Origin of the sequence: Poseidonocella pacifica (genome assembly GCF_900111875.1) — a bacterium.
GTDB lineage: Bacteria > Pseudomonadota > Alphaproteobacteria > Rhodobacterales > Rhodobacteraceae > Poseidonocella > Poseidonocella pacifica.
In genome coordinates, this window is record NZ_FOJU01000004.1 from 15,398 (window position 1) to 39,792 (window position 24,395).

The following is a 24,395-nucleotide window of genomic DNA, read 5'->3' on the forward strand; positions in this document are numbered from 1 at the left end:
GGAGGGAAAGATGGAGCTCGACGACGCCTATGCAAATGCGCCCTACATTCCGGGCGCGGAAAAATTCCCCGCACGCTGGGCCGATGACGCGGCGTCGTTCCGCGCTCGCGCCTCGATGGATGGCCGTGCCCGGCTCGATCTGCCCTATGGTACGGGCCCGCGCGAGGTGCTTGATCTCTTCCTGCCCGATGGCACGCCGCAGGGGCTCGCCGTGTTCGTGCATGGGGGGTACTGGCTTCGGTTCGACAAATCCTCGTGGTCGCATCTGGCGCAAGGCCCCCTCGCCCATGGCTGGGCCGTGGCGCTTCCCTCCTATGATCTCGCCCCCAAGGCCCGCATTCCCCAGATCACGGCACAGATCACGCGCGCCATCGAGAGCGCCGCGCAGGAGATCGCCGGCCCAATTCGCCTTGCCGGGCATTCGGCGGGCGGCCACCTCGTCGCCCGGATGAGAGATCCGCGCCTGCTGCCCCCGCAAACCGCAAGCCGTCTGGCGCGGATCCTGCCCATCTCCCCGGTCTCCGACCTGCGCCCGCTGCTGCGCACCTCCATGAACCGCGACCTGAAGCTGGACGCCCAAAGCGCCACTGCGGAAAGCCCCGTGCTGATGCATGACCTGCTGCCGGTGCCTACAACCGTCTGGGTCGGGGCAAAGGAGCGTCCCGCCTTTCTCGATCAGGCGCGGTGGCTGGCGGAGGCATGGGCGGCGGACCATACCGTCGAAAAGGATCGCCACCACTTCGACGTCATCGACAGCCTCGCCGCCCCGGAGGGTGCCCTCACCAAAGCCCTGCTCGCCTGACCCCCCTCCGCTCAGCCGGGGGCCACCGCACGACCGCGCAGCGCCGGCAAGAGCACGCTGTCAAAGGCCAGCACCACCACGAGCGTGATCCCCGCCATGGGAAAGGCAAGGCTCAGCCCCAGCGCGATGCTCATCGCCGCGCCCCACTGGGGCATGTCCCTCGGGGCGGGCGGCGCGGCCAGACGCAGGCCCCCCGCCGGTCGCCGCTTCCACCACATGACCACCCCGGAGACGCACAGGAACAGCACCGACAGGCACACCGCCGTGTTCGCGAGGACGCTCCAGAGGCCCAGCGTCCCCATGTGCAGCGCGATACCGACCGCCATCGCCTTGCCCATGAGCGAATACTGCTCAAACCGCACATCAGCAAGCATATCCCCCGAGTATCGGTCCAGATGCACGATCCGGTCGCTCGTCGGATCAGGGCTGTCGGTGCTCATGGAATCCCGGCTGAGGGTCCAGACACCGGTCTCCCCGGCGGGCCAGTTCAGTTGATACCGCCCCTGAAACCCGATCTCGCGGGCAAACCGGTCCACCCGGTCCAGATCGGGCGCGGCCCCGGCGCTCTGGCCGGTCTGCGCCACACGCGCCACCGCTCCGCCGCCATGATCCGCATGAGGATCGGAGGCGGGCATCGGCGTCTGTTCAAGCGCCCATGCGACCTCCCGCCGCCCCCCGTTCAGGCTCGCATGGCTGACATCGCTCAGCGGCACACCGGAATACTTGCCCGCCGGAAAGCTCGACCACGCCTGCACCATCTTGCCGCCCCAGATCCCCGCCCACGACAGACCCGAGATCAAGAAGAACAACAGCGCCACGGAAATCCAGATTCCCACCGTGGCATGCAGCGATTTCCACACCCCGCGCCCGCGCGCCCCGAAACGAGGCACCAGCGCCCGAAGCCCCTGCCCGTCGCGTGGCCACCAGAGGTAAAGCCCGGTCACGAGCAGGATAACCCCAAGCGAGGCCGCGATTTCGATCATGCGATCCCCCGCCACGCCCAGCATCACCTCCCCATGGATCCGGTCCATCGTATCGTACCACCCGCTGCGGCGGGGAAAGGCTTCGATCACCTCGGCGGTATAGGGATCAACAACCGCCATCATCGGACCCTCCGCGGTATTCACGCGAAAGATCGCGGCCAGATCCCCGTCGCGCGGCGCGATATACTGGGCCAGGTCGCCCCCCGGCCACGCGGCCAATGCGGCCTCCGCCTGCGCGGATACGGGCAGCGGCGTGCCTTGGATCGCCACGGCGGTCCGCTCGCCGTCCCGGCCGTCGATCCATGCGATCCACAACATCGCCATCCCGGTCAGCGCCAGCATCATGAAGAAGGGAATGACATAAAGCCCGGCATAGAAATGCCACCGCCATACGGCACGATAGAGCTTGGCAGTCTTGGCCGCGTCCGTGGTGGGCTGGGCATTCGCGCGCGACGCTGTCATGTCCGGCCTCCCGGAAACGGCGCATGGCCAGCGGTGATGGAACGACAAGATGGGCGCGGAACACGCATAAGCGCCGCGAAGGAATACGAGGTCATCGGAAGGTCTCCGTCAGGCCGGATGGCGGGGCCAGTTCCGGCAGATCATGATATCAGGCGCGAAAGTCCGTCATCATGTGACCGGGGGCGCGCGGGGCTGGCCATCGTGCGGCCCCCGCGCGGGCAGTGTGGCAACCTCAATCGACGCAAAGCCCGGCGCATGTCGCCACCCCGGCACGCGCTGACCCACAGAGACCCGCCGCCCGGTATCGGCGGCATGCATCAAAAGACAGTGGTGGGCGCTTTTCTCGGCCTGCTCGACGGGATTGCCCACATCGTCGAGCGTAAGTGTTTCCAGCCCGTTGCCGGTACAGATGACGATGGTCATCGCCCCCGGCGCGGCCATAGCCGAAAGCGCCGCCGACGTCTGGGGCAGCGTGATGCCGAGAATGACGGCAATCAAACAGAGGAACCGGAATATCCGCATGCTGCCCACGAGGTCTAAGGCCTCGCCGCGCACAGGTCGATATCCATTTTCGGTCCTGATGCCGCACCTGACTGCCCCCCGGCGCTCTGGCCAGATCGCCGCGCTAGGCGTCCCGCCACGCACCGCTGGGCAGGCTGTCCAGCCGGAAATCCCCGACCCGCACCCGGATCAACCGCAGCGTCGGATGCCCGACCGCAGCGGTCATGCGGCGCACCTGCCTGTTGCGCCCTTCGGTGATCGTCAGCTCGACCCAAGTGTCGGGCACCGATTTGCGCACACGGATCGGCGGCACGCGGGGCCAGAGCCATTCGGGCTCCTCGACGATCCGCACCTCGGCTGACCGCGTCGGCCCGTCCTTGAGATCAACCCCCCGCCGCAGCGCTTCCAGCGCGGCCTCGTCCGGAGCGCCCTCGACCTGCGCCAGATAGGTCTTGGCGGTTCTGGCCTTCGGCTCCGCGATCCGGGCCTGCAACCGCCCATCATCGGTCAGAACCAAAAGCCCTTCACTGTCACGATCCAGCCGCCCCGCCGCATAGACGCGCGGGGGCAGGCCGAATTCCGACAGGGTTCGTGCGCTGCTGCCTTGGGTGCCCTTGTCGGTGAACTGCGAGAGCACGTCGAAAGGTTTGTTCAAAAGGATCACTCGGGCCATGCGCCCTAGCTATCCGCCCGGGCCGTGCTGCACAATCGTATGCCGCGGAGTCATACGATTGTCATACACATGTCATACCGCGTTGCGGCCCCTCTGTTTACAGCCCCCCTCTCGCCCTATATCTCCACTCCATGGCGAAGAACGAAGACAACAAGAACTACAAGGTGGTGGCCGAAAACCGCCGTGCCCGCTTCGATTACGCGATCGAAGAGGACGTGGAGTGTGGCATCATGCTCGAAGGGTCGGAGGTCAAATCCCTCCGTCAGGGCGGCGCGAATATCGCCGAGAGCTATGCCGAAGTCATCGATGGCGAATTGTGGCTGACCAACTCCTACGTGGCCCCCTATGATCAGGCCAAGACGTTCCAGCACAACGAACGGCGACAGCGCAAGTTGTTGGCAAACAAGCGTGAATTGGCGCGGATGTGGAACGCGACGCAACGCAAGGGCATGACCCTCGTGCCGCTCGTGCTCTACTTCAATCACCGCGGTATGGCCAAGATCAAGATCGCCATCGCCAAGGGCAAGAAGCTGCACGACAAACGCGCAACCGACGCCAAGCGCGACTGGAGCCGCCAGAAACAACGGCTGCTCAAGGACCACGGCTGAGACTTGCCAGCCACAGCGCCCTCGTTTACCCATGCCCGGGATTGATGGACCGGGAAAAGCGCATGGCACAGGACGATCCCACAACGCTCGTTTCGACGGAATGGCTCGCAGCGCATATCAACGATCCCGACCTGAGGATTCTCGACGCGTCGTGGCACATGCCCGACACGGGGCGCGACGGCCGGGCTGAATATGAAACCGCCCACATCCCCGGCGCACGCTATTTCGATATCGATGAGATCAGCGACGCCCGTTCCGACCTGCCCCACATGGCCCCACCAGTGGAAAAGTTCATGTCCCGCCTTCGCGCCATGGGCGTCGGCGATGGGCACCAGGTGGTGGTCTATGACGGCACCGGGCTTTTCTCCGCGGCCCGGGTCTGGTGGCTTTTCAAGCATATGGGCAAGCTGGATGTGGCCGTTCTGGACGGCGGCTTTCCGAAATGGCAGGCCCAAGGGCGCGAGGTCGAAGACCTCCCCCCCGTGATCCGCGACCGCCACATGACGGTACAGCGGCAGGCTCATCTTGTCCGGGACGTGACGCAGGTTTCCTCGGCGTCCAAGCTGGGGGATCATGAGATTGTCGATGCGCGATCCAAGCCTCGTTTCACCGGCGCTGAACCCGAACCACGGGCCGGGTTGCGCTCGGGGCATATCCCCGGCTCCCGCAACGTTCCTTATCGCAGCCTCCTCAATGCCGATGGCACGATGAAAGACGTGGATGCATTGCGCGCCACGTTCGAGGCCGCGGGTGTGGACCTGTCCAAGCCGGTCATCACCACCTGCGGCTCCGGCGTCACCGCCGCGATCCTGAGCCTCGCGCTGGAACGCCTCGGCAAACACGATCATTCGCTCTACGACGGCTCCTGGGCCGAGTGGGGCGCCTTTCCCACACTTCCTGTCGCTACTGGAGACATCTGATGTTCGACCGCCTGAACGAGTTGCCCGCCGACAAGATCCTCGCCTTGGGCGCTGCCTTCAAGGCCGATCCCCGGCCCGAAAAGATCGACCTCGGAGTCGGGGTCTACAAGAACCCCGAAGGCGTCACGCCGATCATGCGCGCAGTCAAGGCAGCCGAAAAACGCCTCTGGGAAGAAGAAACCACGAAGGCCTATGTCGCACTGGCCGGCGATCCAGCCTATGCAGACGCGATGATCGCGCTCATCCTGGGGGATGCCGTCACGCGGGAGCACATCGCCGCGATCGCGACCCCCGGCGGAACCGGTGCCGTGCGACAGGGATTTGACCTCGTCAAGATGGCGAACCCCGATGCCCGCGTCTTCGTGTCGGATCCAACTTGGCCGAACCACCTGTCCATCCTCAAGCACATGAAGATGGAAACGATCCAGTATCGCTACTTCGACGACGAAACCCGCGGCGTCGATTTCGGCGGCATGATGGAAGATCTCGCCCAGATCCGAGCGGGCGATATCGTCCTGCTGCACGGCTGCTGTCACAATCCCACCGGTGCAAACCTCAACATGGTTGAGTGGAAAGCAGTGGTGGAGCATCTCAATGCGGTCGGCGCAATTCCGATGATCGACATCGCCTATCAAGGTTTCGGCGACGGGCTTGAACAGGACGCGGAAGCAACCCGCTTCGTTGCTGCAAACTGTCCCGAGGTGTTGATTGCGGCCTCCTGCTCCAAGAACTTCGGCATCTACCGCGAGCGGACGGGTCTGTTGATGGCCGTGATGCAGGACGCCAGCAGAAACAAGATCACCCAAGGCAGCTTGTCCTATCTGAACCGCCAGAACTATTCCTTCCCGCCGGATCATGGCGCGAAACTCGTCACCATGGTCCTGACCGACGAGGCGCTGCGCGCGGATTGGAAGAAAGAGCTCGAAGATACGCGCCTGACGATGCTGGAACTGCGACAGCAGCTTGCCGATGAGCTTCAACGGCTGACCGGGTCCGACCGGTTCGGGTTCATCGCCCAGCATCGCGGCATGTTCTCCCGCCTCGGAACGACGCCTGAGATGGTGGAGAAGCTGCGGGCGGATCACGCAATCTACATGGTGGGGGATTCCCGCCTGAACATCGCAGGTCTCAACCAGCGGACCGTACCGATCCTCGCCAAGGCGATCGTGGACTGCGGTATCTGATACCTGACAAACCCCGGTTTGGGGCGAGTTTTTCGCTCGCCCTTTACATCCTGACTTCGACCATTACATTCCAATTAATGAATGTAACTCACACGAGACAAGGATGCCTATGATGTTTACCGCAACCAGCCCATCGACCGGCCCCGGAAGCCCGCGCGTTGTCGGATTCTACGAAGAGGCCTCCGGCAGCATCCAATATGTGGTGGTGGATGAAGCCACCAAAAAGGCCGCCGTTGTCGACGTCGTCCTCGATTTCGATCCTGCGCATGGCCGCACGCGCACCGACAGCGCCCAGTATATCCTGGATTATATCCGGGCTGAGGGGCTTGAGGTTGAATGGGTGCTCGATACCCACCCCCATGCCGACCACATGATGGCCTCCGCCTGGCTGAAAGAGCAGACGGGCGCACCCAACGCCATCGGTGAGAAGGTTCGCGAGATCGCAGAGCTTTGGACCGGGATCTACAACGTTCCGGGCATGTTCGACGCAGACCGTGATTTCGATCGTCTCTTCGCGGATGGAGAGACCTTCAAACTCGGGGAACTCGACGTAAAGGTCATGCTGTCCCCGGGGCATACGCTCGGGTCGATCACCTATGTGGTCGGCGATGCGGCATTCGTCCATGACACCTTCATGCATGTCGACGCCGGCACGACACGCGCAGATTTCCCCGGCGGCTCCTCCAAGGTTCTCTACGCCTCACTGCAGGCATTGCTGGCGCTGCCGGACGATACGCGGCTTTTCGTGGGTCACGATTACCCACCCGTCGGGGACCGCACGGATCCGGCATGGGAAGCCACGGTTGCCGACCACCGCGCCAACAACAAGCATATGGGCGGTGGAATTTCCGAACAGGATTTCATCAAGCTGCGCGATGAGCGCGACGCTACCCTTCCGCTGCCCGACCGGATGTTGCACGCGCTGCAGGTCAATCTGCGCGGAGGACGACTACCTGAAACAGAATCCGATGGCGCGAGTTACTTCAAGATACCGGCCAACAAATTCTGAAGGAGACCGAGATGAAAACCGAAACAGTTGATGGTTCGACACTAGAGACATGGAGCGCCGATGAGGTGGCCAAAGCGCTTGAGGCAAACGAAATCGTACTGATCGATGTGCGGACACCTCAGGAATACATGTTCGAGCATATCCCCGGCGCGCTCCTCATGCCCATGGCGTTTTTCGATGCCGCCAAGCTGCCCACGCAGGACGGAAAGCGGATCGTTTTCCATTGCGGGTCCGGCGCGCGCTCCGAGAAGGTCGCTCGGAACGCCATCAGCGCGGGAATGGATCCCATTGCCCACTTGGACGGGGGGTTCGGCGCATGGAAGGCCGCCGGGAAGGCTCACATGGGCACTGATATGGGGACGGGCGCTCCAAAGTCAGTACCCGCCAAAAGCTGATCCTCTTGGGCCCCCGCATCGCAGGGGGCGCAATCGCTTGCGTCGAGCACCGGCGGCCCGTACTTGCCTCTCGACACGATCCAGGAGGCGCGGGTGCTCGCAGGGAGGGTATATCGGATTTTTCTCCGCTATGCGGCGATGAATGTCGCGCTTGACCGGCGCGGTGGTGCGCTGCCCAACGCCGATGGGCGACCCATCTGCACGGTCAAGGGGATGTCGCTTCGCGCCAATCGGCAAATCATCGAAGGGCGCGCGGAAGGCGCCACCGTCACCCTGACACTCGGACCGGTCACTCACGATGCCGACATCGATCCTTCGACAGGGCGTTTCGTCTTTGATCTCCCCAGCGATACCGGCCCCGTCACGATCAAAGTTGACGGGTCAGGCCCGCTGGTCCTTCGGGGATTCAGCCGCGCTGAATTGGCTTTGGCGCGCGCTGCACTGTTGCCACGCTTCGTCGCATCCCTCGTCGCCCTCGCCCCCGACATCTATCGTTGGAAAATGCGCGGCGATCTGGGGGGCCGTGAGGTGGTCAAGGAACGGCTTGGGTTGGTGCCGCGTTCGGACGCGGGCCTGCTGAACTCCGCTTTGCTTGATCCACAGCCTGCCCTCCCACCGGATCCTTCGGCCACGCTCATCATGCCCGTCTTCAACGCTTTTCCGCTGCTGGAGGACTCATTGGCCCGGGTTTTGCGGCACTCGGGCGATCAATGGCGGCTTATCCTCATTGAGGACGCATCCACCGACCCACGGGTTCGGCCGTTCCTGCGGGCCTGGGCGGAGGGTAAGCCGGTGACCTTGTTGGAAAACGACCGTAACCTTGGGTTCATCGGCTCCGTCAATCGAGGGCTCGCGCTGGCACGGGAGCGCTGGCCCGATGCCCCCGTTGTTCTCCTTAACAGCGACGCGCTCGTCCCCGACGGTTGGCTGCCACGGCTCCTTGCGCCGCTATCGGATCCCGACACCGCCTCCGTCACGCCCATGTCGAATGACGCAGAGATATTCTCCGTCCCCGCTATCTGCACGCGCATATCCCTCTCTCCCGGCGAGGCGGACGCGCTTGATCGTATCGCCGCCCGCTTCAATCCTGACGCTGGAATCGTAAGCGCGCCTACCGGAGTGGGGTTCTGCATGGCCCTGTCGCCAAAGTTCCTCGCGCATGTCCCTGAATTCGATACCGGGTTCGGGCGCGGTTATGGCGAGGAAAACGATTGGTGCCAGAAGGTTCGGGTCTTCGGCGGCCAGCATCGCGCCGCGCCCAACCTTTTTGTCGAGCATCACGGCGGTCAATCCTTCCCAAGCGCCGAGAAGCAACGTCTTCTGGAGCAGAACCTGCGTCGTCTGTCGCGCCGCCACCCGGGGTATGAGGCGGCGGTACAGGACTTCATCCGGCGCGACCCGTTACACACCGTTCGGCTCGCTCTCGGATTGGCGCTAACAGGCAATCGCCAAAAGATCGCGATCCCCGTCTATATCGGCCATGCCCTCGGCGGGGGAGCGGATAACTGGCTTGATACGCAAATCAAGGGGCATCTGAGCGAGGGGGTTTCTGCGGTTGTTTTACGTGTCTGGCGACAGACGCCATGGAAGCTGGAGTTGCATTGCCCCGAGGGTCTTGCCGAAGGTCTTTGCGACGATGAGGCCTTCCTTGAAACGCTGCTCGATCTGCTGCCAAAACGCCATATAATCTATTCCTGCGGCGTCGGCGCCCGGGACCCGCTCGGCCTTCCCTCCTTCCTTCTGAAGCTGGCCGGTCGCACCGGGGACAGACAGAGACAGCCGCTCAGGTTGCTGCTGCACGATTACTTCGCCATCAGCCCCTCCTACACGCTGCTTTGCGCCGACGGCGTCTATCGGGGGGTGCCACGCGCTGGATTTCCGCAGGCGAGCGATCCGGCACACCAGTTACGTTTGCCGAATCAAAAGGTGGATCTTCGCGAATGGCAGACTGCGTGGGGTGCGCTTCTCAAGGAAGCGGATGACGTCGTGGCATTCTCAAACGCAAGCGCCGACATATTGCATGAAGCCTATCCCGAGCGGAGCGACATTCGCATTTGTCCCCATGATCGGCCCGTGGTGCCGCCGCTCCAGTCGCCCGCACCACGAGATGCCACTGTGCCCACTGTTGGGGTTCTGGGAAACATCGGGGAGCAAAAGGGCGCGGCGCTGGTGGCACGTCTTAGCCGAGCATTGCTCGGCAAGGCGCGGATCATCGTGATCGGCGATCTCGCACCGGAATATCGGCTGGCGTCTCCCGGCGTGGTTCATGGCAGCTATCGTCTTGAGGATCTCCCCGGACTGATCACGCGCTATGGTATTCGGGTCTGGCTCATGCCGTCTATCTGGCCGGAAACCTATTCCTTCACCACGCACGAAATGCTGGGCACCGGCCTTCCGGTCATCGCGTTCGGGATGGGAGCACAGGGTGAAGCGGTGGGGGCGGCGATGGCGCACGGCGCTCCGGGATCGGTACTCCCCTTTGGCGAGCCCGATGAGTTGTTTGAGCGTATGCTTGCGGCCATCGAAAAAGAGCTGGCCGTGACCTCAGGGAAGGGGTGAGGTCAAATAACGCGGCGGAAAAAGATCGCCGTCTTCGCCAAGAAACCGCGCCGCCACATTGCGGTTGCGAAGACGATAAATCGCCTCGATCGTCCTGCACATATCATCGCTCAGGACATTCACCCGTGTGAAGGGCGGCGCACGATGCGCCTCAAGGATCCGTTTTCGAGCCAGCCGGAGGCGCAGGGGGCTGTTTGCGTACCTTCGGTTTGCCTCAAGCATTCTAGCCAAGCCTTCGTCGCTCAATCCGCGATTCAGGGATTCCGGCGGGAGGGCGATCCCCCGTGACAGATCAATGCCAATCCGCCGCGCGAAATCTTCGACGACGTCCCCATTGGTGAGATAAGGCTTGTCGTAGCGGCCCACCTCTATGGCGCTCTCACCCAAGCCGACGGAGGCAAGGTGCAGAAATTGCATGTAGTCCAGCGACGACGCGGCGCGCGTGATAAAGTCGACGATGCTCGCCGTTTCCCCCACGGCTTTGACGTTATGACTGTAGTTCGACGCGATGAGATCCACCTGCGGGCGCAGGTAGACCAACAAGCGAATGTCATACCCTGCGAAATGCTCAGCGATCAGGCGAAACGGTTGCGCAGCGGACATCTTTCCAAATGGCAACCGGTAGAGAATTTCTGAAGATACGACGACGGTATCAAGGGCGGCCTCGTCCGCCTCCCGGCGCATCCTCCCCCAGACGTCCTTCCCCGTTTCGGCATCTCCCAACGAAAGCGCGGCGGCGTGATGCCCCCAGTTGTTTTTCTCTGTGGCAAGGCCGGCTTGCGGATAGAGGACGCCCTGTTCGCGCAAGGACTCTCGGTTGACGAACATCGCGCGCTGTATGCTGGTTGTGCCAGTCTTGTGTTGGCCCGCGTGAATATAAAGTTTCGGCATCAAGCCCACGTCATTCCTGCTGCAACTATGGCGCCAACGGCATCAGAGCGCGCCGTGACCAACCGCCATAGGCTTGGGTCAAGCAAGGGGTGAGGTCAAACCGAAATCGCCCTACCCGGCGATCAGCCCCCAACACTTAACCAACTCTGAACATGGAAAATTCGACCCACGTTCCACATTTTCGCCGCAATTGAGTCATCAGATTTCTTCTTTTTCAAAGGATACCCGCGCAGGGCAATTTGGAAGAAATCATGGCACTGATCGAAGATGGGGGGCCCGACACATCGGGCCCAACTGCGAACATCACCTCGATTTCCGCGCTTCTCTCAACTGAGGCGGGTCCGGGGACGTCAGTCTATACGGTTGCGGGCCTCGGGGGTAAAAACCTCGCACGGAACGCGAGCGGCAATATCGCGCTGATCGACGCGGGCACCTTTCCAACGAACGACTCTCTGGATTTGCCGCGAACGCTTCTGAGTGCAGATGTGAACGGCATTTCCTCCCTCATTTCCATCGAGCAGATCGGCACACAGGTCGAGGCATGGGCCATCCGTGCCGACGGTGACTTTGCCCCTGCGCAACAACTTTCACTCGAAGGCGACGACATCCAAGGTCTGCTTGGTATGACGGCGGTGACACTGGGTGGTGAAACCTTTTTCGTATCGACTACTACCGACGCGGCGGGCCCGGTCATCTGGCAACTCGATGGGACGAGCTTTGCCCAAGTATTGCAATCGACTCCACCGACTGACCTTGCTCCGGGTGAACTAAGCTCCCCAGCCGCGCTTGTCATTGGCGAGACCGCCCAAGTGCTGTCGCTCTCATCAGCGGGCAATTCCGTGGTCAGTTTCACGCTTTCGGAAGAGGGCCAACTTACCGGGATGCAATCCATAGACTTGCTCGAAGAGGTCGAGTTGTCTGCGCCAACGTCCCTCGCGACTTTGGATGTAGCCGGATCTTCTTATGCGATCGTCGGCGGATCGCAGGACGAGAAGATTGCGGTGGTCGCCCTGGGCACTGACGGAGATATGCGCGTCACCGACGTGATCGGCGGCGATCCGTCGACGCAATTCGCAGGCGCGGCAATCCTCCAGACCGTGACATTGGGCGACCGCGGCTACATCGTCGCCGGGAGTACCGAAGGCGGTTTGAGCCTTCTGACGTTGCTTCCGAATGGACGTCTCTTGAGCTTGTCTACCCTCGACATGGAAGCCGTCGATGCGGAGAGCGCCTTCGCGGGCCTCATGCTCACGGCAGACGAGAATGGGATCGACATCTTTCTGGTCCCTGACAACGAAGACGCGGCTGAGGATGGGATCACCCGCCTACACCTGGACCTTGGCGCTGTCGGAGAAGTCATTGCGTTTGGTGATGGGGCCCAGTCCGCGATTGGCACCGAACACAACGATCAGATTTTCGGCGGCGCGGGGAACGATGTTCTGTTGGGCGGGGATGGCGACGATATCCTGATTGATGGCGAAGGAATCGACCGGCTCACCGGGGGGGATGGCTCGGACGTGTTCGTGTTCTCCCTTGACGGCGTACTTGATACCGTTGTGGATTTTCAGTTGGGCGTTGACCGGCTTGACCTGTCCTCACTTACACAGGAACGCAGAGTAGACGCGCTTGAGATCGTCAGTCGATCCAACGGCGCAGAGATCACCATCGGCGACGAAGTCATTCGCGTCATCACTGATGATGGATCATCGCTGACAGCGGCGAGTTTCGACGCGGAGGATCTCTTTGACATCTGGCACATGGATGCGGCCGCGCTCGTTCAGGGCCCCGTGGCGCTGGCCGGAAGTAAGCTGAACGATACGCTCACCGGCTTTGGCGGAGACGACAGACTTATGGGCGGTGGCGGTCACGACCTTCTGATCGGGGCGGGCGGGGACGACAGGCTTGACGCAGAAACGCTGTTTGCGGAGTTTGACGCGCTCTCAGCGCAGGTGTGCAGGATCTATTGGGCGACGCTTGGCCGCGATCCCGACCCGGTCGGGCTTCATAGCTGGATCGACAAATTGCAGGATGGTGTTACCGGCCTTGATGTCGTTTCCGGGTTCGTCAACAGCCGTGAATTTCGATCCGTCTACGGCGACAGTACGGACGAAGCCTTCATAACACTGCTCTATTCCAACGTTTTGGGGCGAGCGCCCGATCCCGGCGGGTTTGAGACATGGACGGAACGACTTGCGGGTGGAATGGCCCGCGAGGAAGCTGTCTTGCGCTTCTCCGAGAGCCTTGAGTTCAAGAACAGCACGGCGGACGACGTCGTTGCCTTTTCGTGGTCCGGCTTGCGTGCGGCCGCAGCAAACGACGTCTTCCGGCTGTACCAAGCGACCTTGGGCCGGGCCCCCGATGAGGCTGGCTTCCTGACCTGGACGGAACGTTTCGCCGACGGAATGACCTCCGCCGACGCCATCGATCGTTTCGTAAGCAGCGCGGAGTTTGTCTCAAGCTATGGATCGACCTCGGACAACGAGTTCATCACGCTTCTCTACAACAACGTGCTGAACCGAACGCCTGATCCCGGCGGGCTTGAGACATGGCTCGGCAGGCTGTCGGATGGCATGGCCAGAACGGAGGCCGTGCTTCGGTTCTCCGACAGCGTGGAATTCCGTGCGCGAAGCGAGCCGCTCATGAAGGAGTGGCTTCGCGACCTTGGCACCGACGATACTCTCGATGGTGGGTCAGGCAGCAATGTTCTGGTAGGTGGCGTGCTGTCCGATTGCTTCGTCTTCCGAGCAAGCGATGAGGGCCAACACTCTGTTCTGGACCTCGAAGCTTGGGATACACTGGAATTCGAAGGCTTCGGATATTCGAGCGCCAATGAGATACGGGCCCACCTTACAGAATCGGAAGGCGCCGTTCTCTTTGAGGATGCCGGGGTCAGCGTCGTTTTTCACGACGCCTCCCTTTCACTTCTCGACGACGGGATGTTCGTCTTCTGATAGACGCTAGCCCTTTGCGCCCTGACCGCGGGCATATTTGTCTTCGTAGCGGATGATGTCATCTTCTCCGAGATATGCCCCGGTCTGAACCTCGATGAGAACCATGGGCACCTTGCCCGGATTTTCCATTCGGTGCACCGCCCCAAGCGGGATATAGACCGACTGGTTTTCGGTCAGGAGTGTCACCTTGTCGTCGACCGTTACTTTGGCGGTGCCCGCCACGACGATCCAATGCTCCGACCGATGGTGGTGGCTTTGCAACGACAGCGAAGCACCGGGATCGACATGGATGCGCTTCACCTGAAAACGGTCGGCCAGAATAAGGGTTTCATACCAGCCCCAGGGCCGGTGATCGACGGGGAAGTGATCGGCCTGCTTCGCCCCGCGCTCCTTGAGCACCTGTACCGCCTTTTTGACGTTCTGGCTTTCCGACATATCGGCAACCATCACCGCATCACGCATAGCGACCGCGACAGTGTTTTTCAGGCCAATCCCGATAAGTTCGATCTCATCGCTTTCGGACCGCAGCAACGAGTTTTCGCAATCCAGCGCGGTGGAGTGCTCCGATACCGCATTGCCAGCCGCATCATGACCGGATTCCTGCCAGACAGACTCCCAGCCCCCCAGATCGGACCAATGCCCCTCGAAGCGGACAACCGAAACGTTGTCGACCTTCTCCATGATCGCGAAGTCGATTGAGTCCTCCGGGACCTTTTCCCAAAGTTCGGGATCGATCCGAGTGAAGCTCAAATCCTCCATCCCTTGCGCAAGGGCGAGTTGCACTGCCTCGTAGATCTCGGGCGCATGTTTCTTGTAAGCGGCGATGAGGGTCTGCGCCGACGCGAGAAAGACCCCCGCATTCCATAGATAGCGCTTGTCGGCGAAGAGTTCAGCCGCGCGCGCGGTATTCGGCTTCTCAATGAACCGGGTCAACTTGTGAACGCCGTCATGGGTGATATCGCCAGATTCCAGCCAACCATACCCCGTTTCAGCGCGTGTCGGCGCGATACCGAAGGTTACGATCTGGCCCTCTTCTGCCGCGATCCGGCCCTTCTCTACCGCGTCACGGAACGCATCTGGATCAGAGACGGAATGGTCAGAGGGCACCAAAAGGATCAAGGTATCCGGATTGGACTTGGCCGCGAAGATAGCCGATGCGATCGCGGCGGGAGCGGTGTTGCGGCCCGACGGCTCAATGATGATTCCCGCGTGGGAAACCCCGATCTCTTCGAGTTGTTCAGTAACGATGAACCGGAAATCATTGCCAGTGACGACAACCGGATCGACAAAGCCCTCCCCCACAAAGCGGCGGGCCGAAGCCTGAAACAAGGTTTCGTCCCCGACAACCTCGGTGAATTGCTTCGGGAAGCTCTTACGCGACAGCGGCCAAAGCCTCGTCCCTGAACCACCGCAAAGAAGAATAGGCGTAATCATAAGGTCAATCCTCAAGGTTCGTCAGGAGCGAAAAATGCCGCCTCACATATATTATAGAAACAATCGTCCCAGATTGTGAAAGCATCATAAATGCGTTTCTGCTTTGGGGTGAGCTTCGCAAGCGCAGATGCAATATCCGTAGGCTCCGGCGCTGCATTCTGGCGCGAGTTCTCGAATCCCGGGATCAGACCACGGCGCTGCAAACGATCAAGAAACTCCCCGAAATGCTCGCTGAGGCCATAATGCATGTTCGCCGCAAAGATGTTTCCCAACGCCGCCGAGAATTGCTGCTGTAGTTCTGCGCCCGCAGCAGCGTCAAAGCCGGAGAGCCGACGAACTTGCCCGTTGTCGATCTCATTCTGGGCGTCCCCTGTCCGCGCCACGTGTTCGAGAAAGTCGCCGAACGACATCCCTGCGCTGTTTATCTTGGCGTGGAGGGGATGATGCTCGATGCGTTTGCAATAGTTGAAGAAGCTCAGGATCCGCGGCCCCGGCTGCCTCAGAACTGTGACGTAGGTGCATTTCTGGGTGAAGTAACGATCGACACCGTGGTTGAGATGCCCGAAGACGAAGCGCAACGCGGCACGGCGCGGGGCGGGTAACTCTTCCAAACGGTGGATATCATGAGTGCCCACCGTCATTCGTGGCCCACCGGCCGCGACCTGCTGAAGGACGGAACTGAGCGTGGTACCGGCAGTCTTTGGAACGTGAAGGTGAATCAAGAGTTCAGCGCTGCTGTCGCCAGCAGGGGCCTCAGCGCTCTCTACCAAGCGGAACTTTGGGGCAACCTTGTTCTTGAATTCATCGGAAGCAAGGAAGGCCCGTCGTAGACTTTCGAGGTTGTGCTTCCGCGCAACCATCTTCTTCACTTCTTCATCACTCGGACGACGTCCGAGAAAAAATCTGTACGCGGTGACGACATTCTTCTTTTTCATCATGCCTTTGCGTCCCGGCGATTCAAAGCTTGCCCCGCGCAACCACCAATCACGCTAACCAGCATTTCGGATGCCTTCGTCCAGATCGCCGATGATTTCATGGAGGCGCCGCGCATAGCGCTGTGAAATCGCCTGTTTGGAGAATTTTGACTGGATGAAATCATACGCCGCAGCCGCCTTTCGCTCCCGTTCAACTGGATCGTCGTAAAGCGCTCGCAGTTGATAAGACGCAGACGCCACATCCGGCTCCGCCCAGAACGACCCAAGACGAACAAAGATATACTCCCCCTGTTCCAGCAGCCGTTCTTCGTAATCCACAAGCCAAGCGGTTTCTTCGGTACAAAACTCCATGTTTCCCGAATATCCTGTGCAGATCACGGGAACGTTGAGGTTCATGGCTTCGATCATACCGAAACCCCACCCTTCGGAACGGTGAAGCGAGATATAGGCATCCGCCCCGGCCTTCAGGCGGAGCAGATCCTCATATTGCATGGTTTCATTGATGAGGACGATGCGATCGTCATTTGCGAGAATCTTGTCGACATCTTTCCAGATCGCGATCTGAGCGGGATCTGCCACTCGGGTTCGGTTCTGTGTCTTGATGACGAGCCGGACGTTCCGTTCGACCGGAAAAGCATCGCGAAACGCCGCAAGCACGCCAAGGGGGTTCTTGCGCTGGACGAAGGAAAAACTGTCGAACGTCGCGAGGAAGACAAAATCTTCGGAGTTCAGTTTCGCCGTTTTCTTCAGGAAAGCTCGCGCCTCATCCCGCGAGATGTCCGGCAGGGCCTCAAAGCTCATCCCGACGTTCACCACGGGTTTGTCGGTATGAGGCTGGAAAACCGAGACGCCGAATTCACTCGACACCCAGATTTCGTCCAGCATCTCCATTCCAAGATAGTGACAGGCACCCGGGCTATCGAGTTCCCAGAAGAAGTAACCAATATTGTAGGCGCCCGAAAATGTATCGGGCTGATAAGCAGCAGCGAGGGGGATTGCCTCGGCGTTCAGATGAAAGAGGTTGATCTGTGCCCGCTGGTAGCCCGAGACGGCTTCGGCCCTGCTGAACCCTTCTGGCGCCGGATTATCCAGCCCGAAGTTTACGCGGTTGAGCGACAATCCACTGGCTTCGACCATCTCGGCAGAAAGCCGCGTCGCCTGTCCAAGCCCCGAAGCCTTGGCGAATGGGCCAATGACCTGAACCGCGGGAACATCCTGATCTGCCGCTGCCTCGTCTATGACAGGAAGCGACGCATATTCCACACGATGCCCTTCAGCGGTGAAGGTCAGGAACTGCTTTGTGTCCAGATCAAAGCGCTGATGGCGAAGCGCGTTGGCGTAGTCCTGCCGCGTCAGATCAGAAACAGGCAGACCCATTTCCGCGACGTAGGTCGCAAAAGCCGATGGGCCGGTCTCAGAAGAGAGCATAGCCTCGATCGCGGCGTCAGGAATATACCTCAGGTAGTCAGGACGGGAGAGACCCAAGATCATGAGGGCGCAGATCAGGTCTTGCTTTCCCGCCTCGGTATTCAGATCCAATCCGGCCAACTCCGGCGTCTCGGAATGGATGCGCACCATGAACTCGGATGGGGCAAGCGGTCCGTTCCACCGGGTTTCATCCACCGCGCCCAGAACCGCGATAAGAAAGTCCGGGACAAGGCAGTCTTCACAGTGAATGGCCTCGGCTTGGTTGACCGACCACCAGTACACCACCCAAGCATACCAATCCGACGCACCGAAGTTCATCGTTTTGAGGATTGGGGCCACATCCATCAAGAAAGCCCACGCCACGCGGGTCAGATGCCGTGTCTGACCGGGAATCACGATCGGCTCATTCAGCCAGTCAATCGCAGCCTTCGAGAGGGGGATGCGCAGCCCCCCGCGCATCGCCCCATAGACCCCAAGATACCGTTTGTAGAAATGGGCCACATCCTCGGGGGCGCTGTCTGTCTGGTAACGTTCGTCGAGCCGATCCCGGTACCTGATATACTCAGTGTAGGCGAACATCTCGTTGGGCAGTTCATGACCCGGATGCAGAAAGTCACGCCGGTCAAAAAGCAGCTTCTGAACTGGACTGCTTTTCAGCGGCTCCCGAGCCTCCAGCGCCGGCAACTCCAGCAACTTGCCGAGAAGTTCGACATCGCCGTACAGGCGTTTCTGACGCTGGCTAAGCCCGGTCTGAAGGGGTCGGACACTTGGATCATCCGCCCTGTCGACCCGCCAGACGCCAATCTTTTGGTTGCGCGGTCCGATCACCTTTACCTCGGCAACGCCGCCGTTGCCTTGGACCAGACGAAGGGTCTCCTCGCTCAAGGGTAGCGCAAAACCACATGGTCCATCCGCCAGACCCGCTGCGATCACGTCTTCCCGTTCGAGATTGGCCATCGTTTGGGCCAAGAGCGCATCCTGAAGGTATAGCCCGACCTTTACGAAAGGCTGGCCGGGTATATGCACCCACCCCATCAGCGCTGACTCCGCGACGCCGTCCACATTTCCCCGAAATCCGCGCATTCGCGCCAAGGGTCCGCGAAGGCGCGCGCGGAGTCCTTCAGGCAAGCGCATCGTAGTCAGCCTTTGCCATCATCTCCGCAAGTTGCCTAACGTCGACCTTTGGCTCCCATCCCAGCTTTTCTCGGGCCTTGGAAGGATCACCGATCAGCAAGTCCACTTCCGCCGGCCGGTAGAACTTGGGGTTGACCTTCATGACGACCTTGCCAGTCTTGCGGTCCGTGGCGGTTTCCGCCTCGGCTTCGCCCTTCCACTCGATATCCATCCCCAAGATTTCCGCGGCGTAGGTGAAGAAATCGCGGATCGTCGTCGTCACCCCGGTCGCGAGCACGAAATCGTCCGCGGTTTCCTGCTGAAGCATTTTCCACATGCCCTCGACATAGTCGCCGGCAAAGCCCCAATCCCGTTGCGCATCCATGTTCCCCAACTCGACGGGTACGTCGCCGCCGCGGGCGATCTTGGCCAGCGCCATGGTAATCTTGCGCGTGACGAACTCTTTGCCGCGCAGGGGGCTCTCATGGTTGAAAAGGATGCCGGAGCTTGCGTGCATGCCAAAGCTCTCACGGTAGTTCATGGTGATATAGTGCCCATACACCTTGGCCACACCGTAAGGAGAGCGCGGATAGAGACGGGTTGTCTCAGACTGCGGAACTTCCTGCACCAGCCCGAACATCTCGGATGTCGAAGCCTGATAGAACTTTATTTCCGGACGCATGGTGCGCAGGGTATCGAGAATGCGGACCACCGCCATCCCGTCGACATCCGCGGTATAGACCGGCAGATCCCACGAGGCCCCGACGAAGCTTTGCGCGGCGAGGTTGTAGAACTCATCCATCTCGATGGTCTTCACGACCCTGTGGATGTTCGTCGTATCGGTCAGATCGAAGTTATGGAGTTGAACGTCGTTCGCGATGCCCAGAGCCTCGAGGCGCCCAAGCTCAGGATGCGAAATCCGGCGGACCCCGCCATGGACCACGTACCCTTTTTCCAGCAGAAGCTTTGCCAGATATGCGCCGTCCTGCCCGGTGATGCCCGTAATGAATGCCGACTTCATGCGTGTTTTGCCCCGTGTCCGCGCGCCGTGACGCTCTTGTTTTGATCATACGGTTCCTAAAAGCGCGGAACACCAGAAGCAAGGCGCCACCGGGATAGTCCCCTATTTGCGCGCCCATTCGACCGGGATATCCGTGTCGATCTGGTTGAACCCCCATGCAGCGCGAAGTTGCTGCCGGAACCGGTTGGGTTTCGTGGGAATCCGCAACCCGTCCTTTGCGGACGTGGTCACCCCAGCAGCCCCCAGAACATCCCGCCAGAAATCCGGCATGATGACCGCATCGTCGATGTTCGACCCCCCGGAAATCGACTGGGAAGAGCTTTCGGTAAAGCCCGGCAAGACATAATGACCGGTCTTCCCGAAGTATCGCGCCTCGGCTACGCAACTGGAGGAAAGGGCCGCTACCCCCGTGACGTTTTGATGCCCAACCAGACGGTAGAAATTCTCCTCCGTCACAGAGGCTGCTTTCAGGTTCTTCAAGAGTTGGTCCCGAACGTTGGGCTGCGGCTCCAGCGGATGTTCCTTGATCAACACATGCTGATAGTCCGCCGAAATCTCTTTGAACGCATCGATATAATCGTAGGCAGAGACGAACTTGCCGTTCGAGATGACCACCTTGTCATAGACGGTTTGCAGGATCAAAAGCAGCGTGTTCGGACGTGGCGGATTTGGGTTCGCCTTGGCCACATTGGAGGCCAAAACTCCCGCATGCAGCTTTACGTAATCTTCCAAGACCTCATACCGCTTGATCGCAGCGGAGACATGTTCTGCCTCTCCAGCGACAGTGAAAACGATGTCGTCCAGAAAACGTATGGGCGAGAGAGAGCAATCTACGAACCCGACCCCAAGCCGCCGAAGAATGGCCAAAAGATACGGCGGCAGTTCGAATCCGATGACAAAACTGTTTTCGAACAGTGGCGCGAGCAAGCTCTCGACGGAGTCAGGAAGAGCGGTCGCGTCGAACACGGAAGGCCAGCTGTTTATATTGGGCTCAAGCCAGAGAGATCTGTAGATTGCCTCGACTGTCCCTTGATCCAGACGTGAGCCATTCAGCCAATTATTGTCCCAATGAACGATCTCGCGAGGAAGCCCTGTCGCCATCCCCACCGGCGCGTCCAGAACACGCGCCAGCCACGCGATATTTTCGTGCTGGGTAGGGCGAAACTCTCCTACGGAGGGCCGCAGAAAATCGCCGGTGAATACTATGCGTTCAACCCGATTTGTCATCCGGCCCTCTTGGCTGTCTTCTCAATCCTGATCGCGGAAACGAGCTGGACGAACACCGGAACCCATGCGTTGGAGGCTTCGGCCTTCACACGCAGAAGTATTTCCTTCGACAGCGCGGTCAATTCTTCGGGCCGATCAAGAAGATACCCTATCATGTAGGCAAAGCTCTCCTTGTCGTTCACGATCAACGAGTCCGGAACGAGCGGGCGCAATCCCCTCGCCCCTTCGTCGGTGGTGATGATTGGCACGCCCAGACTGATGGCCTCGAGAGTCTTGGTCTTCACCCCGCCGCCTGCAAAGGTCGGATTCACGGCAAGCGCAACTTTCGAATAGATCGGGATAATATCGTCGAGATTCTTGTGGCGAACGACTGTTGTGTTCTCAGGGTAATAGCTTGGGACGGTCACGTTCCCCACGATGTTGAGCGTAACCTGTCCTGGAACAAGCGGCAAAATCTGGGTCAGCAGGAAATTCAGGGTAAGGTCATTCACCTCACTTCTTGCGGCGATAAACAGAAGCTCTCGGTTGTCTTCCGAAGCGGCTTCCTGTTTTCGCCGCTCGGAAATGTCAGGGATCGAGAGGCGGAATGGCGCGGTTACGATTGGCCGCTCGGTGATCTCCGAGAACTCAACGCTGTCCTCATCGGAGATCGACAGGATGAGATCGAAGGCGTCGAGAGCCTTGCCTTCTTCTTCGGGCGTCATCTGGAATGTGGGGCTCATGCCCTGTAGCGCGAAGGACCGGGTTCTTTGAGATTGGCAATCGATGGTATCGATTATACGGACGACGCTCGGGTCGATACCATCTATCATCCAGCTTCGGTTGAAGTATGGGATGATCACGGCATCGAAACTGCCCTCTTCGACGACATGCTTTATCGAACGGACGGTCATTTGCCGATCCCGCCGCAGACCCGGCACCCACGATTGAGGCAGGCCCGCGTCGATCTCCTTGAGCCGCGCACGGTCGACTATCTCGTAAGGAGCGCTCTGACAGAACTGGAAGTACGTGGACGGCAAGGAAACGCTGCAAATCACGGTCAGCTCGGCATGCCTTGACACCGATCTGCACACACTGTCGAACCGTACCGCCGAGCCGATCTTTCGCTCCCAGTAGGGAAAGTCGCAAATAGCGGCTATCTTCATGGATCTTGCCGAGCCTCTTCCTCGAGAGCCTTCTTCACCGAGAAGCCGGAAACATTGGCGCCCAGCATTCTGGTATCTTCGGATGCGGGTTCGCGAAAATCTCTCATCCTGAACTCAATGGGAAGGTGATTGGAGTGTTTCGCAACCTCTTTCGAGATCGACAGGCTAGCCTTGAAGTCGACTGGAGACGCTCCGCTCTGTTGGATGAGGAAATTCTGATTTCCAGCTCTGATCGACAGCGACGGCAGTTGTTCGGGAACCAGCACGCGACCGGAAACTTCGATAATTTGATCGACCGGGCCTAGGTGAGGCACACAAGCCACGGACACATCCGCAGGACGCATCCACCTGTGAGACGTCCCCTCCACAACCTCAACCGGGTACCAGCCATAGGCCAGAATCGAAGTCTCAAAGCTGAAACTGCGATCGAACGACATCGACGAAACGATGCGTTCGCCATATGCGGCAATGACCATAGGGTCTTCGAAGATGCTCGCAGGATCGCGTTCAGAGCGATTTTCCATCTCCAGTCGGATCAGGTACAACTGCGCCTGCACTTGAGAAATGCGCTTGTTGATCTGCCGATAGACGTCGTGAGGCTCGAGGTCGGAATTGATCTCATTGGCCTGCTCAAACACCGAGGCGATATAGGCGGGCACTGCGCCGAGCACCGTCATATCCACCTGCGTATCCACTTGATGTCGCATGCGATCAAGCTGCATGAAGGTGCTGACCTTCTCCGCGATCTTCGCTATTTCCTCGTCGTCCATACGGCCTTCTACTTCAGTCACTGACGTACCTTCCCCCTGCAATGCGATAGTCTTCTCAAATTCCTCGGCCCATTAGACAACGGAACGTTACCGCACTAGTGCCACGGTCGAATCCACCGCTTCAATAGCAACTTTGGCCGGCGGACGCCCTGAAAAGGGCCAACGACGGTGAAAAGAAGTGGATTTCCTTCGTAGAAGGCTTGGCACCTGGGCATGTTACCTCTGTTGAACGGACGCAGCGTATAATCCAAACAACTCTTCAGCGATGTCGGAAATTGTGTCATCCGACCAGAGAGGAGCAGGCGTCGCAGCTGTTGCCGCTTTGGTATACGCCTCAAAGAGGCTTGGCCTTCCCGTGAACTCCCGCAACCACGCCACGTCGTCGTCCGTCAACTCCCGAACCCGGGCGGCAAATTCGGGTCCAAGATCGAACTTCGCACCCTTGATCGACGTCAAGATCCTGTTCGCATCCTGAGATCGTCGGTTCGGATTGATTTTCCCATCAACGATATAGGGGTGCCGGGCATTGATGGCGTCCAGCAAGAGCGCCGCCTCCATCGACAGGGCCGGGTTGGATTTCTGCATGACATCGCCATCCAGAGCCGGGACCTCTTCACCAAGGACCTTGGCAAGTATGGACCCGAGCAAACCGTTGGGATGCTGGCACGCCTCATGGAAATCGACTACGGTGATCGCCTCTCGCCCGAACACATTTGCCCACCGGGAAAGCCTTTCGCGAAACAGGGGCTTTGGCGGCTCTGCAATCAACGTGCTCAAGCGAACGCCGGCCTTCATGCGCTGCTGTGCAAGGCTCGTCGCAAAGGAAATCGGCTCTCGTACGTAGCAGATGATCTGAACACCCGAGATCGCCTGATTGTTCAGAAATTTCTTCACCTGCTTGACGTCTTCATCGCCGAACGCAGCAGCAGCCTCTCCGGAGATGAAAACATTCGGTACCGGACAATCCTTGAGTTGTCTCTTCAGGGTCCTCCGAGCACCACGGCGTTTGTTTTCCACCGTGTCTGGGTTGCCGCCGTTTTCGAGAAACACCGGAAAGCGCAGCGGATCGCAAGCAAAGGCAGAAACCAAAGGCAGAGAATGATTCTCCTCCGGGAACGCGTAACGTATCCCGTGGCTCTCCAACGCCTTTCTTTGCTGATTGCAAAGCGACTGGATCGTGCTCGTCCCGGTCTTGCCGAGGCCGATGTGAAGATGAACTTTAGGTTGCATATGTGATATCCGAAACTACGCCCAGAGCCATGTCAAGAACCGAAGTGAAGCCCGGGGACTCCGCTTGTTGCTTTGCCTGACATCGACCGGATTTGATGGAAGCCGGAGGGTTCGCGGGGAGATTTCGCGCCCAGAGGCCCGAGGCGCGGGCGTC

20 protein-coding genes are annotated in these 24,395 nt (G+C 59.9%); 8 read left to right on the plus strand and 12 right to left on the minus strand.

The annotated features are described in order from the left end of the window. Positions 1-10: 10 nt before the first annotated feature. Positions 11-802 carry an alpha/beta hydrolase gene (locus tag BM234_RS12020; RefSeq protein WP_092065299.1) on the plus strand — a complete coding sequence of 264 codons (792 nt, stop codon included), beginning with the start codon at positions 11-13 and terminating at the stop codon, positions 800-802. An 11-nt stretch (positions 803-813) separates the two neighbouring features. On the opposite strand, the gene BM234_RS12025 is transcribed toward BM234_RS12020, so the two are convergent. From BM234_RS12025 to BM234_RS12035, 3 genes are all read right to left on the minus strand, one after another. After that, positions 814-2,247, minus strand: a complete 1,434-nt coding sequence (locus BM234_RS12025; protein ID WP_092065301.1) for a PepSY-associated TM helix domain-containing protein — start codon at positions 2,245-2,247, stop codon at positions 814-816. Between the two features lie 168 nt (positions 2,248-2,415). Beyond that, the gene (locus BM234_RS12030) at positions 2,416-2,802 is read right to left on the minus strand and encodes a hypothetical protein (protein WP_092065304.1); all 387 of its coding nucleotides are present in this window, start codon (positions 2,800-2,802) and stop codon (positions 2,416-2,418) included. A 70-nt stretch (positions 2,803-2,872) separates the two neighbouring features. Beyond that, positions 2,873-3,421 (minus strand): pseudouridine synthase, encoded by a 549-nt coding sequence (locus tag BM234_RS12035; protein ID WP_092065306.1) that lies wholly within the window; start codon positions 3,419-3,421, stop codon positions 2,873-2,875. Positions 3,422-3,552: 131 nt separating this feature from the next. Here BM234_RS12035 and smpB point away from each other — a divergent pair, with 131 nt between their 5' ends. From smpB to BM234_RS12065, 6 genes are all read left to right on the plus strand, one after another. Next, complete coding sequence (gene smpB / locus BM234_RS12040) at positions 3,553-4,029, plus strand: SsrA-binding protein SmpB (RefSeq protein ID WP_092065308.1); 477 nt, start codon at positions 3,553-3,555, stop codon at positions 4,027-4,029. 62 nt (positions 4,030-4,091) lie between these two features. Next, positions 4,092-4,949 (plus strand): 3-mercaptopyruvate sulfurtransferase, encoded by an 858-nt coding sequence (gene sseA / locus BM234_RS12045; protein ID WP_092065310.1) that lies wholly within the window; start codon positions 4,092-4,094, stop codon positions 4,947-4,949. Continuing rightward, positions 4,949-6,133, plus strand: a complete 1,185-nt coding sequence (locus BM234_RS12050) for an amino acid aminotransferase (protein ID WP_092065312.1) — start codon at positions 4,949-4,951, stop codon at positions 6,131-6,133. The genes sseA and BM234_RS12050 overlap by 1 nt, the downstream gene beginning before the upstream one ends. A 109-nt stretch (positions 6,134-6,242) precedes the next feature. After that, positions 6,243-7,142 carry an MBL fold metallo-hydrolase gene (locus tag BM234_RS12055; protein WP_092065314.1) on the plus strand — a complete coding sequence of 300 codons (900 nt, stop codon included), beginning with the start codon at positions 6,243-6,245 and terminating at the stop codon, positions 7,140-7,142. 11 nt (positions 7,143-7,153) lie between these two features. Beyond that, positions 7,154-7,537, plus strand: a complete 384-nt coding sequence (locus tag BM234_RS12060; protein ID WP_092065316.1) for a rhodanese-like domain-containing protein — start codon at positions 7,154-7,156, stop codon at positions 7,535-7,537. Positions 7,538-7,630: 93 nt separating this feature from the next. Then, entirely contained in the window at positions 7,631-10,096 is a 2,466-nt protein-coding gene (locus BM234_RS12065; RefSeq protein ID WP_092065318.1) for a glycosyltransferase family 2 protein, read from the plus strand. Here the strand turns inward: BM234_RS12065 and BM234_RS12070 are convergent. Next, on the minus strand, positions 10,082-10,987 hold the full coding sequence (locus BM234_RS12070; RefSeq protein ID WP_092065320.1) for a hypothetical protein: 906 nt from the start codon (positions 10,985-10,987) through the stop codon (positions 10,082-10,084). The two genes, BM234_RS12065 and BM234_RS12070, sit on opposite strands and share 15 nt — an antisense overlap. A 251-nt stretch (positions 10,988-11,238) precedes the next feature. Here BM234_RS12070 and BM234_RS12075 point away from each other — a divergent pair, with 251 nt between their 5' ends. Next, positions 11,239-13,938 carry a DUF4214 domain-containing protein gene (locus tag BM234_RS12075; RefSeq protein ID WP_139226800.1) on the plus strand — a complete coding sequence of 900 codons (2,700 nt, stop codon included), beginning with the start codon at positions 11,239-11,241 and terminating at the stop codon, positions 13,936-13,938. Between the two features lie 6 nt (positions 13,939-13,944). Here the strand turns inward: BM234_RS12075 and BM234_RS12080 are convergent, their stop codons facing one another. The 8 genes from BM234_RS12080 to BM234_RS12115 all read right to left on the minus strand — a co-directional run bounded on the left by BM234_RS12080 (position 13,945) and on the right by BM234_RS12115 (position 24,241). Beyond that, entirely contained in the window at positions 13,945-15,372 is a 1,428-nt protein-coding gene (locus BM234_RS12080) for a mannose-1-phosphate guanylyltransferase/mannose-6-phosphate isomerase (RefSeq protein WP_092065324.1), read from the minus strand. 11 nt (positions 15,373-15,383) lie between these two features. Further along, on the minus strand, positions 15,384-16,310 hold the full coding sequence (locus BM234_RS12085) for a sulfotransferase family 2 domain-containing protein (RefSeq protein WP_092065326.1): 927 nt from the start codon (positions 16,308-16,310) through the stop codon (positions 15,384-15,386). Positions 16,311-16,361: 51 nt separating this feature from the next. After that, positions 16,362-18,770 carry a glycosyltransferase gene (locus BM234_RS12090; RefSeq protein ID WP_175501265.1) on the minus strand — a complete coding sequence of 803 codons (2,409 nt, stop codon included), beginning with the start codon at positions 18,768-18,770 and terminating at the stop codon, positions 16,362-16,364. Positions 18,771-18,855: 85 nt separating this feature from the next. Next, complete coding sequence (gene gmd, locus BM234_RS12095) at positions 18,856-19,869, minus strand: GDP-mannose 4,6-dehydratase (RefSeq protein WP_092065330.1); 1,014 nt, start codon at positions 19,867-19,869, stop codon at positions 18,856-18,858. A 102-nt stretch (positions 19,870-19,971) separates the two neighbouring features. Further along, positions 19,972-21,096 (minus strand): hypothetical protein, encoded by a 1,125-nt coding sequence (locus BM234_RS12100; protein ID WP_092065332.1) that lies wholly within the window; start codon positions 21,094-21,096, stop codon positions 19,972-19,974. After that, the gene (locus tag BM234_RS12105; protein ID WP_092065334.1) at positions 21,093-22,241 is read right to left on the minus strand and encodes a glycosyltransferase; all 1,149 of its coding nucleotides are present in this window, start codon (positions 22,239-22,241) and stop codon (positions 21,093-21,095) included. Before BM234_RS12105 ends, BM234_RS12100 begins: the two co-directional genes overlap by 4 nt. Then, the gene (locus tag BM234_RS12110) at positions 22,238-23,032 is read right to left on the minus strand and encodes a hypothetical protein (RefSeq protein ID WP_139226801.1); all 795 of its coding nucleotides are present in this window, start codon (positions 23,030-23,032) and stop codon (positions 22,238-22,240) included. The genes BM234_RS12105 and BM234_RS12110 overlap by 4 nt, the downstream gene beginning before the upstream one ends. A gap of 195 nt (positions 23,033-23,227) precedes the next feature. Beyond that, positions 23,228-24,241: a hypothetical protein gene (locus BM234_RS12115; protein ID WP_092065338.1), complete on the minus strand. Its 1,014-nt coding sequence runs from the start codon at positions 24,239-24,241 to the stop codon at positions 23,228-23,230. Between the last annotated feature and the right edge of the window lie 154 nt (positions 24,242-24,395).

Bases quoted from the DNA above. Each gene is read 5' to 3' on its own strand.
- BM234_RS12075 (WP_139226800.1), top strand. From the start codon at position 11,239: ATGGCACTGATCGAAGATGGGGGGCCCGACACATCGGGCCCAACTGCG.
- gmd (WP_092065330.1), bottom strand. From the start codon at position 19,869: ATGAAGTCGGCATTCATTACGGGCATCACCGGGCAGGACGGCGCATAT.
- BM234_RS12070 (WP_092065320.1), bottom strand. From the start codon at position 10,987: ATGCCGAAACTTTATATTCACGCGGGCCAACACAAGACTGGCACAACC.
- BM234_RS12105 (WP_092065334.1), bottom strand. From the start codon at position 22,241: ATGAAGATAGCCGCTATTTGCGACTTTCCCTACTGGGAGCGAAAGATC.
- BM234_RS12050 (WP_092065312.1), top strand. From the start codon at position 4,949: ATGTTCGACCGCCTGAACGAGTTGCCCGCCGACAAGATCCTCGCCTTG.
- BM234_RS12080 (WP_092065324.1), bottom strand. From the start codon at position 15,372: ATGATTACGCCTATTCTTCTTTGCGGTGGTTCAGGGACGAGGCTTTGG.
- BM234_RS12100 (WP_092065332.1), bottom strand. From the start codon at position 21,096: ATGACAAATCGGGTTGAACGCATAGTATTCACCGGCGATTTTCTGCGG.
- sseA (WP_092065310.1), top strand. From the start codon at position 4,092: ATGGCACAGGACGATCCCACAACGCTCGTTTCGACGGAATGGCTCGCA.
- smpB (WP_092065308.1), top strand. From the start codon at position 3,553: ATGGCGAAGAACGAAGACAACAAGAACTACAAGGTGGTGGCCGAAAAC.
- BM234_RS12025 (WP_092065301.1), bottom strand. From the start codon at position 2,247: ATGACAGCGTCGCGCGCGAATGCCCAGCCCACCACGGACGCGGCCAAG.
- BM234_RS12090 (WP_175501265.1), bottom strand. From the start codon at position 18,770: ATGGGGTGGGTGCATATACCCGGCCAGCCTTTCGTAAAGGTCGGGCTA.
- BM234_RS12055 (WP_092065314.1), top strand. From the start codon at position 6,243: ATGATGTTTACCGCAACCAGCCCATCGACCGGCCCCGGAAGCCCGCGC.
- BM234_RS12085 (WP_092065326.1), bottom strand. From the start codon at position 16,310: ATGATGAAAAAGAAGAATGTCGTCACCGCGTACAGATTTTTTCTCGGA.
- BM234_RS12115 (WP_092065338.1), bottom strand. From the start codon at position 24,241: ATGCAACCTAAAGTTCATCTTCACATCGGCCTCGGCAAGACCGGGACG.
- BM234_RS12020 (WP_092065299.1), top strand. From the start codon at position 11: ATGGAGCTCGACGACGCCTATGCAAATGCGCCCTACATTCCGGGCGCG.
- BM234_RS12035 (WP_092065306.1), bottom strand. From the start codon at position 3,421: ATGGCCCGAGTGATCCTTTTGAACAAACCTTTCGACGTGCTCTCGCAG.
- BM234_RS12060 (WP_092065316.1), top strand. From the start codon at position 7,154: ATGAAAACCGAAACAGTTGATGGTTCGACACTAGAGACATGGAGCGCC.